General features: G+C 45.1%; 15 protein-coding genes and 2 pseudogenes. 5 read left to right on the plus strand and 12 right to left on the minus strand.

What is annotated here, in order from left to right; translation table 11 throughout:
• The first annotated feature begins 387 nt into the window (after positions 1 to 387).
• From GT3570_RS09805 to GT3570_RS09820, 4 genes are all read left to right on the plus strand, one after another.
• On the plus strand, positions 388 to 753 hold the full coding sequence (locus GT3570_RS09805) for a transcriptional activator HxlR (protein WP_062898709.1): 366 nt from the start codon (positions 388 to 390) through the stop codon (positions 751 to 753).
• Between the two features lie 490 nt (positions 754 to 1,243).
• Positions 1,244 to 1,918, plus strand: a complete 675-nt coding sequence (locus GT3570_RS09810) for a GNAT family N-acetyltransferase (protein WP_062898710.1) — start codon at positions 1,244 to 1,246, stop codon at positions 1,916 to 1,918.
• A 15-nt stretch (positions 1,919 to 1,933) separates the two neighbouring features.
• Positions 1,934 to 2,605 (plus strand): GNAT family N-acetyltransferase, encoded by a 672-nt coding sequence (locus GT3570_RS09815; protein WP_062898711.1) that lies wholly within the window; start codon positions 1,934 to 1,936, stop codon positions 2,603 to 2,605.
• Positions 2,606 to 2,892: 287 nt separating this feature from the next.
• Positions 2,893 to 3,936 (plus strand): bis-aminopropyl spermidine synthase family protein, encoded by a 1,044-nt coding sequence (locus GT3570_RS09820; RefSeq protein WP_062898712.1) that lies wholly within the window; start codon positions 2,893 to 2,895, stop codon positions 3,934 to 3,936.
• A gap of 528 nt (positions 3,937 to 4,464) precedes the next feature.
• Here the strand turns inward: GT3570_RS09820 and hxlB are convergent.
• Both hxlB and hxlA read right to left on the minus strand, forming a co-directional pair.
• On the minus strand, positions 4,465 to 5,022 hold the full coding sequence (hxlB, locus tag GT3570_RS09825) for a 6-phospho-3-hexuloisomerase (RefSeq protein ID WP_062899103.1): 558 nt from the start codon (positions 5,020 to 5,022) through the stop codon (positions 4,465 to 4,467).
• A gap of 3 nt (positions 5,023 to 5,025) precedes the next feature.
• Positions 5,026 to 5,661: a 3-hexulose-6-phosphate synthase gene (hxlA, locus tag GT3570_RS09830; RefSeq protein WP_015375155.1), complete on the minus strand. Its 636-nt coding sequence runs from the start codon at positions 5,659 to 5,661 to the stop codon at positions 5,026 to 5,028.
• Positions 5,662 to 6,146: 485 nt separating this feature from the next.
• Here hxlA and GT3570_RS17965 point away from each other — a divergent pair, with 485 nt between their 5' ends.
• On the plus strand, positions 6,147 to 6,332 hold the full coding sequence (locus tag GT3570_RS17965) for a transposase family protein (RefSeq protein WP_275651040.1): 186 nt from the start codon (positions 6,147 to 6,149) through the stop codon (positions 6,330 to 6,332).
• On the opposite strand, the pseudogene GT3570_RS19095 reads toward GT3570_RS17965, so the two are convergent.
• The 10 genes and pseudogenes from GT3570_RS19095 to GT3570_RS09870 form a co-directional block, all read right to left on the minus strand.
• A pseudogene (locus GT3570_RS19095) lies at positions 6,269 to 6,505 on the minus strand (hypothetical protein); the annotation flags it as partial. The gene GT3570_RS17965 and the pseudogene GT3570_RS19095 sit on opposite strands and share 64 nt — an antisense overlap.
• 175 nt (positions 6,506 to 6,680) lie before the next feature.
• Entirely contained in the window at positions 6,681 to 8,195 is a 1,515-nt protein-coding gene (locus GT3570_RS09835; RefSeq protein ID WP_062898713.1) for a hypothetical protein, read from the minus strand.
• A gap of 43 nt (positions 8,196 to 8,238) precedes the next feature.
• The gene (locus tag GT3570_RS09840; protein WP_138187030.1) at positions 8,239 to 10,320 is read right to left on the minus strand and encodes an efflux RND transporter permease subunit; all 2,082 of its coding nucleotides are present in this window, start codon (positions 10,318 to 10,320) and stop codon (positions 8,239 to 8,241) included.
• 261 nt (positions 10,321 to 10,581) lie between these two features.
• Positions 10,582 to 11,259: a LexA family protein gene (locus GT3570_RS09845; protein WP_062898714.1), complete on the minus strand. Its 678-nt coding sequence runs from the start codon at positions 11,257 to 11,259 to the stop codon at positions 10,582 to 10,584.
• A gap of 395 nt (positions 11,260 to 11,654) precedes the next feature.
• A complete protein-coding gene (istB, locus tag GT3570_RS09850) occupies positions 11,655 to 12,407 on the minus strand; it encodes an IS21-like element helper ATPase IstB (RefSeq protein ID WP_011230286.1) in 753 nt (250 codons plus the stop codon).
• Positions 12,404 to 13,909 carry an IS21 family transposase gene (gene istA / locus GT3570_RS09855; protein ID WP_011230285.1) on the minus strand — a complete coding sequence of 502 codons (1,506 nt, stop codon included), beginning with the start codon at positions 13,907 to 13,909 and terminating at the stop codon, positions 12,404 to 12,406. Before istA ends, istB begins: the two co-directional genes overlap by 4 nt.
• 361 nt (positions 13,910 to 14,270) lie before the next feature.
• Positions 14,271 to 14,657, minus strand: coding sequence for a 3-oxoacyl-[acyl-carrier-protein] synthase III C-terminal domain-containing protein (locus GT3570_RS09860; protein WP_062898715.1), 387 nt, complete (start codon positions 14,655 to 14,657; stop codon positions 14,271 to 14,273).
• Positions 14,658 to 14,760: 103 nt separating this feature from the next.
• Positions 14,761 to 15,348 (minus strand): sterol desaturase family protein, encoded by a 588-nt coding sequence (locus tag GT3570_RS09865; protein WP_062898716.1) that lies wholly within the window; start codon positions 15,346 to 15,348, stop codon positions 14,761 to 14,763.
• Between the two features lie 351 nt (positions 15,349 to 15,699).
• On the minus strand, positions 15,700 to 15,999 hold the full coding sequence (locus tag GT3570_RS17975) for a hypothetical protein (RefSeq protein WP_239691201.1): 300 nt from the start codon (positions 15,997 to 15,999) through the stop codon (positions 15,700 to 15,702).
• A 296-nt stretch (positions 16,000 to 16,295) separates the two neighbouring features.
• A pseudogene (locus GT3570_RS09870) lies at positions 16,296 to 16,990 on the minus strand (UPF0236 family transposase-like protein); the annotation flags it as partial.

Below are 16,990 nucleotides of genomic sequence, written 5' to 3' on the forward strand. Positions count from 1 at the left end.
TTACTACATTGCTCGAATTGGTATTTTTATGAAGAGAGCATTCTCTCCAAAATAAATATCGCGAGGAATAGTAAAACGATTCATGCTGCTCCCTCCAGTACTCGTGATTGTTTACAGATGCTAGTATAATGTGTATAAAACTTATTGAGAAGTACGCACTTTATTATCATGTAGTGACAAAAATATAATATAGTGTAAAAAAATATACTTAATGATATAAAAGGCATCCAGATGCAATGAATGGATTGTATTATCCAGAAGGAATGAATACCATTTGCAATGAGTGAAAATAAAAGATATATAACATTTATTTGTCAGTATGTGCTTTATGATTATAAAGTGACAAAAAGTATACCATAGGTTATAATCAACATGGGAGGTGAAACGATGGGGCACGTTTGTGGCAAGACGTATAATTGTGAAAAAGAATTAACACTCGCTGTTATTGGCGGTAAATGGAAAATGCTTATTTTATGGCATCTAGGAAAAGGGGGAAAGAAGCGGTTTAGCGAATTAAAAGCCCTCATGCCTGGGATCACCCAAAGAATGCTTGTTAACCAGCTGCGGGAGCTGGAGCAAGATCGAATTGTTCATCGTGAAGTCTATCCTGTTGTTCCGCCAAAAGTAGAATATTCATTGACCGAACATGGGAAAAGTTTGATGCCAATTCTTGATGCGATGTATGAATGGGGCAAAAACTATATGGAGACGGTCGTAAAGGGGCAAGTAAAAATCAATGAAGCCACTAAGTAGAAAGCTTTCTCCGTTATGAAAGCTTCGAAAACACTCTGCGTGTATGTATATGTACTTTTCTTTTTTTGCTGGTAAACAAAGAAATACACACATGAAGATGATGAGGAAAGCAATAAGTTTTATATTAGACGCGAAAAACCAACGGACAACCATCTTTATGAAAGATCCGCTGTCCGTTGGTTTTTCTGTATATACGTTGATGACTGTTGATTGAGTCCCGAAAATGGCGTAAAAAGAAAAACGGCAAAAAAGTGCTTTTGTTTTCCAGTGATCCAAGTTCACTGACAATAATGAGGACTTGACATGGCTGTTCGAATGCGAGGATGGTCTGGAAAAAATATTCCGAATTTCTTTTTTAGGTATAATTTTTCACACTATGTAACACGAAAGTATCTACTTGTTAAATGGAATGATGTGCCTAATAATATCAGTATCGCCACATGAATGGGCGATACATTGCTAGATGGATAACGAGAGAGGAGGGGTAAGAATGTATCGAAAGGAGTTTTATGTCTTTGACCAAGACCATCCTGTTCCAGCAGTGATCCGAAATTATGAAGAAAAAGACTTTCCTGGCTTAATCCTCATCCAACAGGAAAGTTTCCCGCCACCATTCCCCTCTGAGTTATGGTGGAACACGGAACAATTGAAAAATCATGTTACGCTCTTTCCAGAGGGAGCCTTATGTGTTGAGGTGAATGGTGAAATTGCGGGGTCAATGACAGGGCTTATTGTCGACTTTGATCCCAGCCATCCAGACCATACATGGGAAGAGATCACGGATAATGGATATATCCGTAACCATAACCCAAACGGGAATACGCTTTATGTCGTTGATATTGGCGTGCGCCCTGCCTACCGCAAATTGGGGCTGGGAAAATGGCTGATGCTATCCATGTATGAAGTGGTTGTTCATTTGGGACTAGAGCGGCTGTTAGGCGGAGGGAGGATGCCTGGCTATCATAAAAAAGCGCATGAGATGACAGCGGAGCAATATCTCGAAGCGGTAGTAAAAGGCGAATTGAAGGATCCTGTTATTACCTTCCTGCTTCGCTGCGGCCGCACACCGGTCAAAGTGGTGGCGAACTATTTAGAAGATGAAGAATCGTGCAATTATGTTGCACTGATGGAATGGAAAAATCCTTTTTATCGCTCAAAATCTTAAAGGAGAATGATGAAGATGGAGTATCGCAGAATTACGAGCATTGAAGACCCTTTGTTTAAGAAAATGCATCAATTGATGCAAAATGTATTTCCTCCGGAAGAAGTATTAGCATTTGATTTGTGGAAAGAGCCTCTGGAAGATCCGGGAATTCGTGTGTGCGTTGCTGTTCACGAAGGAGAGGTAGTAGGCGCGACTGAGTACCGCTATTATGAAGATTTAAATGTCGCTATTACAGATTTTACCATTATCGGCCAAGCAGGTCTGGGGATCGGTCGATTTTTAGCTAAAAAGCGACTGGAGGATTTGCAAAATTGGGCCGCTGCAAATGGAAAGCAGTTGTATGGCATGTTCGCCGAGATTTATGATCCTTACCGGATGGAGCATTATGAATTTGGTGGGATTAAGCCGATGGATCCATATGTTCGTCGTGAGGTATTATCTCATTTGGGATATAAGCGGCTTGACTTCCCTTATGTCCATCCATCATGGAACAATGATGGAGAAGCCGTAACCGGGCTTGATCTTTGTTTCCTTCCGATGGACGATAGCGTGAATGAACTTCCAGCGGATCTTGTTGTGAAGTTTTTGAAACGTTATTATTCTGTCTTATCGAACAAACCAAGGGATTGGTATGAAATGATGGAAAAACTAGAGGCGAAAAATACCATACCGCTATTACCGATTTAAACCTTAATAAAAACACAATGCTTATGAACTCTAAAAAATTCTTCCAACTTCAGCGCGTCCTTTATCGTTTCCCTATCGAAAGCAGCAAAAATGCTATTTCGATACCTGAAAGGTGAAGGATGCTTTATTTTTCGGATGATTGTTAGGCCTCACACTAGGAAGACAGGCGTTCCAAAAAAACGTTTGAACCGCTGCTATCTATGTTTCATGTCGCTCCTTTCGATGAAAACGAAGGGGTGCCGGAGTGGAATGGTCTTTACTCTTTTAGGGCGAAAGGAGTGATACCCATGTCGAAAGTCGGCATTGCTGCGGAAAGTCGTCGGATCGACACGCTTCTGCTTCGTGCGCTTTACTTTGGTCCCAAATCCTACTGGGAACTGATGCGGGCAGGGAAAGCCCAGACGCACCAAGTGCTGAAGGCGCTGCAGTCGCTCTTGGAGGGCGAGCTGGCGGCCTACAACGGCGACCGCTTTGTGATCACTGAGAAAGGGCGTCGTCAGGCAGAAACTATGGGCCTAGAACGGGTGACCGAACAGCGCTGTGAGGCTTGCGCGGGGCGCGGCATTGTTCTGAGACCGCCTTTTGACAGCGTCCTTGCTGCTTTTCAAGATATTGTAGCCATGCGACCCAAGGCGACACCCGACTTTGACCAAGGGTATGTGACGCCCGAGACAACCGTGCGGCGGCTGGCCCTGATGGCCCAACAGGGAGATCTGATGGGACGAGACATTTTGCTACTGGGCGATGATGACCTTACAAGCATTGCGGCCGCGCTCTCGGGGCTGCCGCGGCGCATCTGTGTCCTGGATGTGGATGAGCGCATTGTCCGCTTTATCCGCGATGTGGCTCAGGACCAAGGTTGGGACCACATCCACGCCGAGGTCTACGACGTGCGGGATGAATTGCCGTCCCATCTCCGTGGCCAGTTTGATGTGTTCTTCACGGACCCGGTCGACACCGTCAAGGGCCTCCTGCTTTTTTTAAGCCGCTGCACAGAGGGGGTGCGTGGGCCCGGTGCCGCGGGCTATTTTGGACTCTCTTACTTGGAGGCCTCTTGGCGGAAATGGCGGCAGATCCAGCAGGGCATCCTTGACATAGGCTTTGCCATCACTGACATGCTGAGCGCCTTCCAAGACTATCAGTTAGAGGATATTGTGTTCCTAGACTGGGCGCGCATGGCACCGGTGCCGGTCAAAGAACCCGATATCCCCTTCTACGTCAGCACCGTCTATCGCTTAGAGATGGTCGAGGAGCCTCGGCCCCTCTTTTTCGGGCGGGTGGAGTTTGGGCAGGACTTCTACTACGACGAAGAGTTCTGCGTCAAAGAATAGCGATAAAGACTGCTCGCCCTCGGTAACGGGTATTCCCGCCGCCGAGGGCGGACGTTTGTACGCCGTTTCCTGACACCCGCATGCGGAGTTGCGTTCTTCAAAGTTTGCTGAATCACATTTATTACCACAGCAGGATTTTACCGATGGATTATGGCAGGCAACAGACTTTTTAAAGTTTTTGACGCCGTTTGCAACCATTAAAGGAGTGGTCATCCGATTTTGAAACAAGTCTTGGCAAACGCCACGTTCCAACTATAACCGATTTGATTTGTAATGATCATCGAGGGAATGCTGATAGTGGGAGAGCGACTGATGTGTACGAAGAGAATGATAATGTTCAAACTGTTGGAGGACTATCATGGATCGATCACAAGAATCCAATCTCCCGATCAAAAAAAGACCGCAAAGCGTTTCTTAAAGAAAGCTTTGCGGTCTTTTCTCCTTTCCCCCGTGATCAAGTTGAAAATTTCGTTTAAATAGTTTAAAATTTTGAATGGTTAAAGATGTCTGCGCAAGAATCCCTTTACTCTATTCCAGATTGGCATGTCTTTTAAACATGGTATTGGAGTCCAATCCCTTTTTCTCCATGCATCTTAATATGATGGCATCATAGAATAGTAAAAGGGTTTGCTCAAAAAGCGATCCCATTGGCTGTATCGTTTTGTATCCATTATCTGACTGGTCTTTAGGCGAGCCAGGCAATTTGACCGTAATATCAGCCAATTGTCCAATGGTCGATTCAGGGAAAATGGTCACTAACGCTACGGTAGCCCCTAAACTTTTCGCTTTTTCAGCCATGGAAACTAAACTTCTCGTTTCCCCTGAACCCGATCCAATGATCAAAATGTCGTCTTGTTCTAGGTTAGGGGTGATGGTTTCGCCTACTACATAGGCGTCTAACCCCATGTGCATCATTCGCATCGCAAAAGATTTGGACATAAATCCAGATCTGCCTGCGCCAGCTACAAAAATTTTCTTTGCTTCGAGAATCCCATTTACCAATTTTTCCGCTTCTTCCGCGGCGATTAAATCGGCTGTCCCATTTAACTCTTTGATGATTTTGCCTAAATATTGCGTAGCTTGCATCATTCATTCACCTTGTTGGATCATTTTTTTCATTTCAGCGGCTACAGCTCGTTTATCTTCTTGACCAGTAATACCGCCGCCTACGATGATAAGATCAGGTTTTGCTTTAATGACTTCAGGCAATGTGTTTAATTTAATGCCGCCTGCGATCGCAGTTTTTGCGTTTTTCACGACACGTTTGATTGTGGCAAGATCTTCAAGAGAGTTTTTGCCGACTGCTTGAAGATCATAACCTGTGTGTACGCAAATATAGTCGACTCCAAACCCATCTACTTCTTTCGCCCGTTCTTCTAAATTTTTAACCCCGATCATGTCCACCAATATTTTTTTGCCTTGTTTTTTAGCTTCTTCCACAGCACCTTTGATGGACAAATCTTCAGCAACTCCAAGTATCGTGATAATGTCGGCTCCAGCTTCGGACGCTTTCATGACTTCATATGCGGCTGCATCCATGATTTTTAAGTCTGCCAATACTTTTAAGTGAGGAAATTCTTGTTTGATTTCTTTTACGGCTCTAAGACCTTCATTAATGATAACTGGAGTGCCGATTTCTACAATATCCACATACTCCTCGACTTCTTTTACTAATTGTTTCGCTTCTGGAATGTTTACGAGATCCAATGCTAATTGTAATTCCATGAATCCTTCACCTCTCATAAAAATTTTATTGTAGGTTGCATAAGCAGTAGTATTTTTATGTGTTTATCTCTTACACACTGATGAGTATACTATGTATGTTTTATCTTTAAAAGTACGCACTTTATTTTTACATAGTATTAAAAAATATACTATTGGTTATTATTTATACTCTTTTACTTTTGAATGCAACCTGGAAAGAGGGGCTCTCCATTTCCAGACAAATTTTATTTTGAAATGGCCCAAAAATAAGAAAAGCAATATGCTATCCATTGCTTGTGGCATTAACTGAAGAACTGTTTCTTTGTCAAACCATATGTAAAAAGGGGGCTGACCCAAAAGATTGTCTTTCTTCATGCAAGATACAATATATAGTTTTGTAAGGGTGTTTCGCGCGTATATATGGTGATCAGAAAGGGTGTCCCGTTACTTTTGGGACACCCTCCGAAAACGCCGGATTTTATTTGTTGGTCGCGCGAAAAAAAACAGTGTTCAATAGCATTGCCACCGAATCCTTTCAGCAATGGGTGGCGTGGTTGTGCATTGGGAAAAGCATTCAAGAAGTGACACAATGGTTATGCATAGCTTATACCACCGTGGAACGATGGTTTTACCAACACGCGCCTGTGCTTTTGCCTGAATCGAGTCCTACAGTGATCTGTGTGAGGTTGTAGACATACCAGACCGGCTCGCTGTATCCATTCCTTCGGGTGAGCTTCATCCAGAACCGGCGGGCGCTTCGGATGAGCCGTCCCGCCATGGTGATCACTGTCTGGATGATCGTTTTGATCCAGTAGCGTTTCACGTGATGATGTAAGGGATGGCGCGGATCGCTCAAAATAGTTTCGTTTGATGAAGCAAATAGCCGACCAGGACCAAACCGGCACTGGGAATGATGGGTTCATCCGTCAATACCAAACGAATCGGGAAGTCTTTCATGATTTCACCTGCTTAGTGAAGACTCATCAACCTTGTTCATCCTTAGCGTATCAACGGTTCGCGAGGATTGTAAAGATGTTTTGTCACGGATTCAGGAATAAATCACTCAACCATTTTTTTACTTTTTCGAAGAAAGAAATGTTCTCTTCCTCGCTGCCCGTGTCTGGCTTTTGTCCGGCTGAGTCTTTCACCTTCACCGGCTCGATCGGATCTGTTTTTAAAATAAAACGGACTTCCCCTTTCGCACCTTTTGGTTTGCCAAGAAATGTATCGTATTGTTCCGCCGCTGTTTTTGATTGATGTAAAATAGCTTCTCCTTCATACAATTTATTTAATCCGGCAATCAGCCCATTTTTCATTTCCGCCGTTCCGCCGGATAACTTTTCTATACCAGTTTTTAATTGCAACGAACCTTTTTCCAGTTGGCCCGCCGCAGCCGCTAACTTGTCAGCTCCAGCTTTGGAGCCTTTTAAACCTTCCTCCATCTTATCGAGGCCTGGAAATGGCTTTCCCTGCAAATTCCCCCCTTCGGCTAGCATCTTCAGCATTTGTTGCTGGCCTTTTAGTCCCTGCACGAGAGCCTGCAAATTCGCATCCTGCGGTTTCTCAGCAGCCAGATTTTGAGCCAGTGCCAGAAGCTGCCGGTTTGTTTCCAGCGACTGTTTCACAAGTCCCTCATGGGCTTGATTCACTTGGTTCAACTGCCCCAGTCCTTCAGAAAGTTGGTTTAAACCGTTTTTTACTTGACGATTGCCAGCGGCAAGTTGATTTGCGCCATCTCCTAGTTGATCTAGTGCAGAAGAGATTTGCTGAATGCCATCTGTCAGTTTTTCCAATTGTTCTTTGACCGGTACTTCTGATACTGGAGGAAGCTTCGGAATCAAAGTAATTGTGATTGGTTCAAGCTCAATGTCTGTTCCTTTCATTTCAAGGGTGATGGTCTCTTCTGGATTGGGCACAACCATCCAAGTCGCGCTCATCGTTTTCCCAGACATAACCGTCATTGCATCACCGAGTTTCATATCCGTGAAATGTTCAGTCGAAATGTTAAGCGAAACAAGCGATAAAATCGGGGTGTACAGCTCTTTTTCTACTGAATGACGGGCTCCCTTATAGCCGGAATAGGAAATGTTTTTCTTTTGTTTCAGCCGATTCTTCAACGTTATCTCGATTTTTACTGTGCCATTTTTTCCGGCCAATGAGGGAGCATCCACTTTTTTCCCATTCAGATAATAGTTGATCGAGACGTCCACCGGAAGAGGCTGGCTGGTTTCACCGGAATAATAAATCGACCGTTCTCCTTTCACTTCCGCATCCCAAATGATTTGTCCGTTTTGCACCACTGGTTTTTCCAATCCGCTTATATTGCGAATATGCTGTAATTGTCCGTAATCTGTCACGGTGACATTTCCATTTCCTTTAAAATACAGCCAATCCACAACGATCGATTTTTTCACAGTCCCATCGGAATTAAGAAGGGTATAAACCGTTTCTCGATCAACGACTTGATCGGGAGCCGCTGCATAAGTACCGGTTGCCGATGATAATAAAAGGGTGGCAGCAGTCAAAACGGGGATTGTGGCTTTTACCGCATTCATTATGCTTCTCCTCTCCTTTTATTAAGATAATTCTGAAAGCGTCTCATCTTCTTTCATGGATTTGGCTTTTAGGCCAGCCAAATGTCGTTTTGGATATAAAACTTTCTAATGTGAGCAACACTGCCGGAAGCAGGAATAAGATGACGGCAAGAGAAATAATCGCTCCTCGCGCAATCATAAAGGTTAAATCTCTGAGCAACGTGATGTCGGAAAACAGCCAAATCCCGATGACAGCGGCAAACAAGGCAAGCGCACTGCTCAAGATCGCTTCTCCACTTGCTGTGATGGCTCGATACATCGCTTCCTCTTTCGGATAATTCATCAACTCTTCCTTATAGCGTGTGACAAGCAAAATCGCATAGTTGATCGTGCTGCCGAGCTGGATAGCGCCAATGGCGAATGTGCCGATAAATGGCATGGAACGGCCAAGATAGAAATCGAGTCCTTGGTTGAACAAAATCGCCAATTCAATTCCGCCAACTAATACAACCGGCAACGCCACGGATCGGAAGGCAAGCGCAATAATCAAAAATACAGCGACAACCGAAATCAAATCTACTTTTTTCATGTCGTCCCGCACCGTGGTAGTCAGATCGTTTTGCAAAACAGCTTGACCAGTCAGGTACATATGCCCTTCATATGGCTCGGTTAATTTGTTGATTTGTTGAATGGCCTGTGTCGTGCGTTCATCATACGATCCATATTCCATCTGTACCAACATGTAATTGTATTGATCCTTGATAAACATGTTTTTTAAGTTTTCGGGAACAAATTCTGAAGGAATCGCAGGATCTGCAAAGGTGTCATACCCAATTACTTTCTTGATTCCTTCTATTTCTTCAATCTGCTGCTTGATTTTGAGACGTTCCTGATCAGAAATCTTGCTATCCATGACTAAAAAAGCCGAATCAGTCGACGTAAATTCTTTTTTGATTTCGTCAAGATTTTGGATCGAAGGCAGCGTCTTCGGCATAAGTTGCTCCAAATCATACACGATATGCACATTTTTAAAACCGATGAAAGCAGGGATAAACAAAAGCAGGAACACTACAAAAACAAGTTTGTGGCGATTGGTCACAAATTTGGCTAACAGATGAAAATTAGGGATTATCACGCGGTGCTGATATTCGCGAATCCACTTGTCAAACACCAGAATGAACGACGGCAACAATGTCAAAATCATCAACACACTAAGAATGATCCCTCGCGCCATCGTCATCCCTAAGTCTTCCCCAAGTCCAAGCGACATGGTGACCATCGCAAGAAAACCGGCTACTGCCGTTGCCGAGCTGGTTAAAATGGCCATCGCTGTGTGCTTGATGGCCGCGATCATGGCCTCGTTCTTTTCTTTCATCTTTCGTTCTTCTTCATAACGATGCACTAAGAAAATAGAAAAATCCATCGTAACTCCGAGCTGCAAAGCTCCCGCAATCGCAGCGGTAACATACGACATTGAACCATTTAAATAGTAAGCCAATCCCAAGTTGTAAATAATAGAGACCCCAATTGAGAACAGGATAAGGAACGGAATGAAAAGCGATGGGAGCGTTAATCCCAAAAGCAACAGAATAAACCCAATTGCGGACACTGCATAGACAAACTTCTCACTTTCAAGCAACTGACGCAGCTCCGACAACATTGGAGGAGTTCCCGCAAAATAAGTATTCGGCCCAAGAATGTTTTTGATTTCTTGTACAGCATAATGAGTTTTTTCTGATGCCGCCTCCTCTTCAAATTGAATTTGCATGATAGTGCTGTTTCCAGAATAAAACTGATCCACCAATTCCTCTGGAAGAAACTCGCGAGGCACTGCAAAATCAGCAATGTCGGTGATCCAATTGACTGTTTCAACACCATCCACTTGCTCCAGTTTTTGTTTTAAATTTTCTACTTCAACATCTGTTTGATTTTTTACCATCAGGATGCCTGTTCCACCGAACCCAAACACTTTGTTCATAATATTTTGCCCTTGCACCGAAGGAAGCTTTTCCGGCAAGTAAGCAAAAATATCATAATTGATTTGCGTTTTGACTATTCCGGACAATGCAGGAATCACAAGTATCAATGATAAAACAATGATAGCAATTCTGTTTTTCACCACAAATCTACCAAATAATTCAAGCACATCAATCACCTGCCAAAGCAATTTATGGGCCGTTACTTAAGTAACGTCAATGATCAACCAGCCATTAAATATTTTGAAATGCTTCAAGGATTTTCTTTAAGAATTCAAGAAAATCGTTCATCATGTTACCACCTCCCCTCATTTTGTTTATGAGGTTGCGTTCTTCTCTTTACTCAACCTATTCCCAAAAAAACACAAATAACACAAAAAACACAAAAACTCAAACAAATAAATGGCCAAGGTTTTAACCGTTGACCACAATCATGCTAATGCTTCATGGAGAAAATCGGAAAGCATTTCCTTTTCAAAATGGGAAAGGTCGGCGATCGATTTCAGATACCGTCCAACCAATTCAGTCACTTCCACGCCAATTTCGTGATTCACCGTTTGAATAATGCCGCCAAGGACGGTTCCAACAAACACGGTCATCTGCATTTCATTAGTTGGGGCGTTCTGAACGAGGTTCTTAATCAATACCTCAGTTTTCCCGCCCAGCTTGCGAAGATAAACAAGAAAAAGACCGATGATGTACGCACAGAAGGCAACACGAATCTGCACTTTCGGAATCTCCTCTAAAACCTTTCGGACGGCGGCGCTGAGACTGCAATTTTTTAAGCTGTTTAGAAACTCAAGTATTTTCGCCTTTGTTTTATGCCACTCTTCCAGATTGATTGCTTCAGAGCGTTTCTGTTCAAACAAACTCATCGCTTTTGCCGTCGGCAGAAAAACGATTTGGGAACGTCCTGTTTCGCCGGGATTCACCGCGTAATCGCGGGTGAGATAGCCAAGTTTTTCAAGTTCTTTCAGCATGTCATATGCCGTCCATTTGCTGACACCAAGCGCTTTCGCTAATGTTTCATAATGGACAGGAACGTTTGCTTTTTGATATAAGTCGATCAACTTCTGGAGAAATTGCTTCCGACGTTCAGTTAACAACATCGTTTTCACCACCCAAAAAACCCAAAAATAAACACTACGTTATCAACTATAAGACCAATGAAAACTTTTGTCAACTTGAAAGTGTATGTTAATAAAATTTACCAAAAATTAGGTAATTTCGATTGGTACACCACAACCCGATAGGCACAACGGTCACTCCTGGCTGTAACCAATTATACATAACCATTTCCATGTGCCCTCTTGTATTGTAAAAATTGTTTTCGAATACACCTATCAAGAGCACGTGCGAACCAGCTCCTTTGTAAAAGCGACCGGATTAAATTCCACCCATCTCCATCACCCCATGCCGCAAAGCACGACACAGAGGTTGTTTTTTGCAAGCAAAAAATGCAGAGAAGTGCAAGAAAAAATACATAGGCTTGCCAGCTCAAGACTTAAGGTTCCAGACCGGAGGCAGAGGACGGCTGGATCGCGGAGAGAGCGTTCCGCAGTCGATAGCTCTCTCCCGTAAAGGCCAAGATGTGGGCGTGGTGAACCAAGCGATCCACCAACGCTGCCGTCAAACGGTTGTCCCCAAACACCCGATTCCACTGTCCAAATTCTAGATTCGATGTCACCATGACGCTTTTTCGCTCGTAACAGTCGGCGATAATATGAAACAACAGTTCCGATCCTTGCTTTTGAAACGGCACATAGCCGAGTTCATCCAAAATCAACAGTTCGCATGGGTCGAGGCTTCGTTTCAGCCGTCCGAGCGTGCCGTTTTTCAACGCCTCTTCCAGCTGGGCGACAAGATCCGCGACGCGGAAAAACCGAACCTCATGGCCTTGTTGGCACGCCTGAATGCCAAGTGCTGTGGCGAGATGGGTTTTCCCCGTTCCAGGTGAACCTAAAAGCAGAACGTTTTGCTTTCGCTCCAAAAAGCGAAGGTCACACAGTTCCTCCCTCGATGTCGTGGCTGGCCAATGGATATGACCCGACCATTCGTAATCCTTCAGCCATTTCAACTCCCGAAACTTGGCTTTCTTGATCAGCCGAGCCTGTTTCGCTTCTTGGCGGCACGACAGTTCCAGCGCCAATACATCCCGCAAAAACTGTTCTTTCGTTTCGAATCTCACCTCCTCGAATCGATCTGCGATATAGGCCAAATGCAGCGCTTTACAAATCTCTTTCACCTCTGCTCTCATCTCTGGACACCCCCTTCCCGAGCGGGATGAAGACGTTGATCATACACCGTTAAATCCGTTTCATAGTCGATTAGAACGGAAGGGGTGTATGATTCTTCCCACTTGTCCGGGTAATAGGAGTGCTTCGCTTCCATCAACACGCCGATTTCATGAGGAGCCAAGTCCCATCGCTGACTCTCCTCGAGCCACTGGGCGATTTCGTAAAGCGTGTGCCGATCCAACAGCGCTCGCAGTCCTTTCAAACGGGCCACCACCTGGGGCGGGGGGCCAGCCAGATACGTTCGGATCGCCTCCGGCAAGTACGTCCGGTAGCGGGAATGTCCGACAACCCGGGGTTTGGTCTCCCACTCAGCGAAAATCTCTTTCCAAGGGATTTCGCGTTTCACGTTCGTATACGGCCTGGGCGCTTCAAGATGGACGTCTCCATCGGAAGAGAACACAACGAAACGATTCCATTCTTTCTTCACCAACACCCGGTTGGGGACGGACAGGCCATGGACGACGAACGCCTTCCCATCCACCATCACTTCTCCGTACTTATTCACGTAAGCGTGATCGAGGGAGAAGATCGGAAGATCTTGTTCCGGCAACGCCAACAGCTCCGGTTGCTCTTCCTGCCATAGTTCCTCGATCCACCGCCCCTTTTCATAATGAGGACGGTTTCGGTCCTCGACCATCTTGCGATGCAGCCACTCCACCAGCTCCGGATCCGACTCCATCAATGGAGCGGGGATGAAACAAAGGTTGCGAGTGTAATAGACTTTTCGCTCCGCATTTCCTTTCTCATGTCCACTGTATGGATTGCACACTTGTACATCAAACCGATAGTAGAGTTGAAATTTCTCAAAAGCCTCGGTGAATCGGCGTTCTCCCCCTTTTCGAATCGACACAATGGCCGCGGACAAATTGTCAATGCGCAATGCCTTTGGCACTCCCCCAGCCTGACGAAACAGCTGCGTCAACCCATGGAGGAAGCATTCACTGTTTTCCGCCGGCAGCGGATAAGCAAACGCAGCGTTGCTATAGGGAAAGCTCATGATCAAAACCGATCGCTCTTCTTCCTTCCCCTCCTTCGTCACAACCGTCATCTTCCCGAAATCCACCTGCGCCTCGCCTGGCGGGTGCTCCAGTCGTTCATAGCGCTGTTCTTTCTCGAGCTTGAGCTGCGGTCTTCGTTTTTGCACGTACGCGCAAACGGTGCGATACGAGCCTTGAAATCCATGGTCACGACAAAGCGCTTCAAACATCGTCTTGTTCGTTCGCCGTTGTTTTCTCGGCAGTTTGGCATCCTCCTCCAACCAGTCATCAATGATTTGCCCGTACCCTTCTTCCTCCATCATCCCCTTTTTGCGTTTGATGGTTGGTTGGACAGAAATGTCTCCATCTGCGTATTTCTTGACCGTTCTCCAGTTATATCCCGTTTCACGGGAAATTTCCGCAATCGATAACCCTTTCTTTTCACGCAGTTTTCTGATACGATTAATTTCGGGCATTGCCAGCATCCTTTCGCTCCTCCACTGTTTGGTTATGTGTTCACAACTTCCACAGTAGAGGAAATGTTAGAGGCTGGCAAGCCTTTTTTCTTTGCCTTCAGCTCTGCACTTTTCGTTGCAGAACTCTGTATTTTTATTTTGCAATAAACAACAGAGGTAAGATAAATTACGCTTCATTCATCTGAATTTTATCAAAATTTTATCGTATTTTTTGTCTGATAAAAATAAAGACCACGGCATTGTGGAATTACCTAACATTGCACTACTCTACTTTTTTCATGCGCCCGAGAATGACTCTCTCAGAACTTCAAAGTTCCGTTCGCGTAAGGTGTACACTCCGCCTATTTGTCTGTGGAAAAGACTAGGGGAATTACCGCGCATACACGGACAGCACGTGAATTCCCCACGTCAAGCCACCTCCGAAACCAATCATCGCTACCAGATCCCACTCCCGGACAGCTTTTTGTTGGAGCGATTCCGTCAGAGCAATTGGAATGGAAGCGGCAGAGGTGTTTCCGTAACGATCCACGTTCAGAAAAAACTTTTCGAAAGGATATCCTCCCTTTTTCGCCGCGCTTTCAATCATCTCTGTGGTTGTCACTGACTCCTCCACGCGATAGCGCTGGCGGATTCCTGTTCGTTGAACAATCCACTCATCGTCCGTCTCCAACCGCTGGCTCAAATCGTTATTGGTAACCACGCGTGGAGGTACATAAAAACCCGCTCCCGCAATAGCAACATGAGCTTGATGCTTCATGCGAAACCCTTCTTTCTCTGTTTTTTCACTAAGGATTTATTCATGCTGACACCACGTTTTCTACTCTGTTACAAATAGGTTTCTTGATCATTGAGTTGTTTTTTCACTTTCCACCATCCATGTATCCGTTGGTTTTGGAAGATTTAGGATTGTGAGTTCCCATCAGGTAATCCATGACGGGATGGGATACACCGTACCAGGACTGTTCATCCATATAATGATGCAAAAGGTGTTTTTTCTTCATCCACTTCCCCCATGGTGTTACAGGGGTAATCGGACGGTGTGCAATGTAATGCATCCATTGATAATACAATTGATAGAGCGAAGTGCCAGCTATGAAGGCCATAACCAAGGAAAGATTCCGGAACACTGCCCATAATACAACAAAATAAACGACGTAAACGATCAGGTCATACCACATCGGACTGAATAAATATCTGAGTGCCGTAGGGTACTGATGGTGTTCGACATGTTTCTGGTACAAAACGGGAATAGCGTTGGGAAACTGGTGCAGAAGGTAACGGTGCACCAAATATTCGACGACAGCATAAAAAACTGCACCAGCCAGTAAAGCAAGGATCGTCTTTACCCCATCAAATTCCACAATAGTTAGGATGGAACTGACCGTTCCCACAAAAAGCACGAACTGAATCATTGAGTTGGAAAGAAACTCCCGGTAATACCGCATCATTTTAAAGCTCACTCCCCCATAACGACATCCTTTACCAAAAAGACCAAAAAACCAAAGACAAAAAAGCCGCCAACTTCCATGATCACAGAAGATTTTGTTAGATGTTGCACAACATAACGGAATCGCGTTTTAATAATCCCATGAAACAATACACAAAAAACCAAAAAAATAACCAAAGAATAACCTTGGACAATAATTGTACTCCTCTTCCCAACAACCGGAAAGCATATCCTCCACATGTTCCGAAAGGTCAGCCACTGATTTCATTCAGATACCGGCCGATGTCCAACTTGCGGAGATAAACAAGCAGAAACCTAATAACATCATCCGAATTTGCACTTTCGTAATCTCTTAGACTTTTTGAATGGTGTCGCTGAGGCTGCAATTCTTTAAACTGTTTAGAAATTCATGTATTTTCTCTTTTGTTTTATGCCGCTCTTCCAGATTGAACACTTCAGAACGTTTTTGTTCAAACAAGCTCGCAGCTTTTGCTGTTGGCAGAAAAACGATTTGGGAACGTCCTGTCTCGCTAGGATTCACAGCGTAATCGCGGGTGAGATAGCCAAGTTTTTCAAGTTCTTTCAGCCTGTCGTATTCCGTCCATTTGCTGACACTAGTGCTTTTCGCAAATGTTTCATAATGAACAGGCACATTTGTTTTTTGGTATAAGTCGATCCGATCAACTTCTAAAGAAATTGCTTTCGACGTTCAGTTAACAACATCCCCCCATCACCCAAAAAACCCAAAAAATAATCATTACGTTATTAACTATAAGACCAATAAAAACTTTTGTCAACTCGAAAATGCCGCATGAGTCAGTCAAGACTTTGTGGAGAACTTTTTTTCGGTTCACTAGGATCATTGTTAATCATAGGGCATTGAACCATTTTCATGAATTTATATCGTAAGTGCTTTCGGACGCTCATCCCTCATCTTGAGGTGGTGAATCAACATTCCATTTTTTTACATAAACCAAAATCCCGAAGCGCCGACAACGCTTGATGGATCGGCGTCCCCGACGACTGCTGAAGATACGGCATGTTCTGACGCACCACGTCCGGATACAACCGCCCCACCTTCCGTTTGGCCTGTTCGATCCGCTCTGCCTTCGTTGATGTCGACGCGGCGGTCGACGCCGTCTCTTCCTCCGGACGCCGTTTCCTCAACGAAATCCCATCGATCCGAGCCGCCATCGCTTTCCAAAACGCTCGAAGTCCTTGGTCTTTCCAGCTGCGGCGGGATTTCACCCGGTGCGCGAACCGGCTCATCACGCTCTCCGCGTGGCCCATCGGACGCATTCCCGCCGTGTCCACTCCTTGCTCCGCCAGCCACTTCCGGTAGTCCCGAATGCATCCCGGCATCGACTCGATCCGGCGGATCAGAGCGAAAAGCTGCTGCTCCTTCGCTTCGTCCTCCAACGTGCCGACGGCGCGGCGCTGTTCAGCTCCATCAAAAGCCCTTGTTCGTCTTGTTTCGCCAACTTCTTCCGCACCTCCCGCCAACGCGGATGGCCCGCCAGACACTGGCGCAGCTCCCGCGCGACATGAAACCGATCCAGCTGGAAGCAGGCCCGCTTTCTAAAGTGTTCCCGGCATGCCGTGATCCACGATGCCGCGTCGCCGTTGATGACTAAAAGGTCCCG

It is taken from the genome of Geobacillus thermoleovorans (genome assembly GCF_001610955.1).
Classification (GTDB): Bacteria; Bacillota; Bacilli; order Bacillales; family Anoxybacillaceae; genus Geobacillus; species Geobacillus thermoleovorans.